The organism is Rheinheimera gaetbuli, from assembly GCF_054781935.1.
This window is the reverse complement of sequence record NZ_BAAGTL010000036.1, coordinates 1-3,644: the sequence shown is the minus strand read 5'-3', so window position 1 is coordinate 3,644 and position 3,644 is coordinate 1. Positions and strand designations below refer to the sequence as shown.

Sequence of the window (3,644 nt, the reverse complement as noted above, 5' to 3'; positions counted from 1 at the left end):
ATCACCCGCCCCTTTAGGCCTTAGCACATCCAGATACGCCGCCAAACTCTGGATATCCGGCAATTCAAACAAGGTCTTCACACTCAGTTCAACCTGAAACTGATGTTTGATAATCCCGAGTAACTTTATTGCCAGCAGAGAATGCCCTCCTAACTGGAAAAAGTTCTCCGTCACACCAATCTGCGCCACTCCCAACAGCATTTGCCATATGTCACACAAGGCTCGCTCTGTTTCCGTCTCCGCTGGCTGATATGCCGCTGTAACTACCACTACTTCCAGCTCGGACAAAGCCTTGCGATCCACCTTCTCGTTCAGGGTTAACGGGAAGGACTTCAGAGCCCTGAAAACCGAGGGCACCATGTGAAGTGGCAGATGTGCCCGCACATAATCCCGCAACCTTGCAATTGAGTTTGCTAATTCCGGGCTCTCTGGTAACCAGTGTCCTCCCCGCGCTTGTACCTCTGCAGGAATAAAATAGGCTATCAACTGTTTATCCCCTCCGGCTTCCATAGCAAGTACTACCACATCTTTAACCTCTTCGTGGGCCAGCAGCAGATTCTCGATTTCCCCCAGCTCGATCCTGAAGCCTTGCACCTTAACCTGGTGATCTGCCCGGCCTAAAAATTCCAGACTGCCATCAACCAGGCGCCGTACCATGTCACCGGTACGATACACACGCTCCCCCTCTGCTCCTGCTGTGCTAAACGGATGACGGATAAAACGCTCTGCCGACAGAGCATCCTGCCCCAGGTAACCCCTTGCAAGTCCGCGCCCACCGATTAATAATTCACCCGGCACCCCAACCGGGAGCAATGCCATCTCAGTATTCACCACATACATGCTAGTATTCGCTATGGGTTGCCCCATTAACACCTTACTATCCTCAAGACTGACTCGTTGGACACTCGACCACACAGTAGTTTCGGTTGGACCATACATGTTCCACAAGGTGACCGGACCGCTGGCCAGTATGGCCCGGGCCAGCGAATGACTCAGTGCTTCCCCCCCGCACAACACTTTCAAGGCCGAATTAACCTGCCATTTTGACTCCACTAACATCTTCCAGGTCGCTGGTGTGGCCTGCATCACACTGATGCCAAGCTCCGCTATCATCGCACTCAGCTTTTCTGGATCCTGACTCTGCACTTTTGTCCCTATCACAAGATGGGCACCGCATACCAATGGCAGGAACATCTCCAGTACGTGGATATCAAATGCTGTCGAAGTCACCGCCAGTAACTTGTCCGTTTCCTCCAGCCCTGGTGTATGGGCCATACTGCACAAAAAGTTCACAACAGCACCATGCTCCACCATCACCCCCTTCGGGTTACCTGTCGAGCCTGAGGTATAAATCACATAGGCCAGTTCATCTGCACTCAGTCCCGCTATGAGCAGGTTAGCTTCCGGTTGGGTCTGTATGCTGGCTTGTAGTTCTTTATCATCCAGACACAAGCCTTGGGTGACTAACACGGGTATGGCCGATAACACCCCTCTATGAGTAATTACCGTATCCAGCCCAGCATCCTGTAACAGGTAGCTTAAACGGCTGCTCGGATAATCCGGGTCCAGTGGCACATAAGCCCCACCCGCTTTTAATACCGCCAACATCGCTATCAGCATATCCAGAGAGCGTGGCAGACAGATGCCTATTCGTTTCGTTTCCTGCGAGCCGGTTTGCTTTTTCTTCAAAAGCCCTCTTTCCAAAAGAGCTTGTGCCAACTGATTTGCCCTGGCGTTCAACCGGGCATAAGTAAGTGACGTTCCTGCAAAGGTCACAGCGACGGCTTGAGGACTCTTCAATACCTGTGCTTCAAACAAATGATGGATACACTTGTCCCGGGGATAATCTGCCTCTGTATCGTTCCACCCAATCAGCAACTGTTCACGTTCAACTTGTCCCAGTATGGATATCGCTGATACTGGTACAAAAGAAGTATTATCTACACGATAGGAGCTCGTCTGGCTGAGACTTTTTGCCAACCCCGCCAATGCACTTTGCATATACCCCATAATGCGTGGCGCATGCAGAGAGCCATCCACCTGAATATCCAGCTCAAACTCTTCATCCAGTACATCAACCGCCAGGTTAAAAACATAGTTGCTCCGCTCTTGAGCACTGATAAGGGTATAATTCCCCGAAACCTCTCCCGGTGTATTATTCTGCCCTGAATGGCGGTAATTCAGCATCGCGCTAAACAAGGGCGTCCCCCCGGGTAACCGGGTACAGCGTTGAGCCAAAGCCAGAGGAGTCTGCTCATAAGGTAGTAGACCCAGTAAATATTCATGAGCTTGTGTCACCAACTCCAACACATTTTGTCCCTTCAGTCTTAACCTGAAAGGCAGCGTATTGATAAACACTCCCATCATACTCTCAGCGCCAACCGTACCCTGCAAACGCCCCGATACCACAGTGCCAAACACCACATCATCACGACAGCTGCAAGCACTCAACACCAGTCCCCAGGCACTATGAAACAGAGCTGCAGGACTCACTTTCATACGCCTCGCTATCTCCCGTAACTGACGACTGATTTCAGCCGGTACCCCTTCCCTCAGCTCGACAATCTCACTACCATCTCGTCGAGAATCCAATAAATCAAATGGGGCAGTTGGTGCTTCAATATCTCCCAGCACTCGACGGAAATAAGCTTCCGCATCGTTATGCTTGGCCTGATGACGGGTATGGGCTATAAACTCCCTGTATGCGGCCGGTACTGGTAAAGACGCCGCTTCCCCGCGCTCGAATTGCCCTATCTCATGCTGAATGATCTCCAGACCCACATGGTCCGTGACCAAATGATGCACCTGCAATAACACAAAGTGCTCTTCGCTGTCCTCTACCCGCATTACTTGTAACTTTAGTAAAGGGCCTCGGGTTATATCCATTTGTTGCACATCCGCTGCACACAGCTGTTGCATGCGAGCCTGAGCACTAATACCTGCTTTGGCTTCAATCCACTGAACAGGCAAGCTCGCCTGCCGACAAACCACCTGGATCGGGGTCGAGAGCCCGTCCCATAATACCGCTGTGCGCAATGCATCATGCCGGGCAATCACAAACTCCAGAGCTTTAATAAATCCGCTAAGTGAATCTAAATCCCTGATACGAAATAACATAGGCATTACATAAGGATCCCCTATGGGATTCATCATATGATGGAACAAAATACCTTCCTGCAATGGACCCAGTGGATAAATATCCTGTACATTCGCAGCGCCACCTGGGACCTGAGACACAATGGTCTGTATGTCTTCTTCAGTGAGCGCAACTAACGGCAACATATCCGGGGTGATTTGCACTGCATTCGGGGGGATCAGATTCGCCGGAGCAGCATAGATAAGGGCATGCTTATCACTGCTGTCAGCATTGCCAAGCTCCTTTGCCAACTCAGCCAGTGTGGGCAGAGCAAATAACTGACGCGCCGTCATGGCTATACCAGCTTGTTGTAGTCTGGAAATCACCTGCATCACCAGCAGTGAATGACCACCCAGTTCAAAGAAGTTGTCATGGATACCCACACGCTCTACACCCAGTACTTCCTGCCAGACTTCACATATGACCAACTCAACTTCGTTACGGGGTGCCACATACTCTGCCTGGAGGCTCGACATATCCGGCTCCGGCAAGGCCTTACGGTCAATCT

The 3,644-nt window shown here is 51.1% G+C and carries 1 protein-coding gene; it reads right to left on the bottom strand.

The features are described from left to right. On the bottom strand, positions 1–3,612 hold a 3,612-nt coding region (locus ACYVIC_RS19635), incomplete at its 3' end, for a non-ribosomal peptide synthetase (protein WP_460862688.1). Positions 3,613–3,644 lie beyond the last annotated feature (32 nt).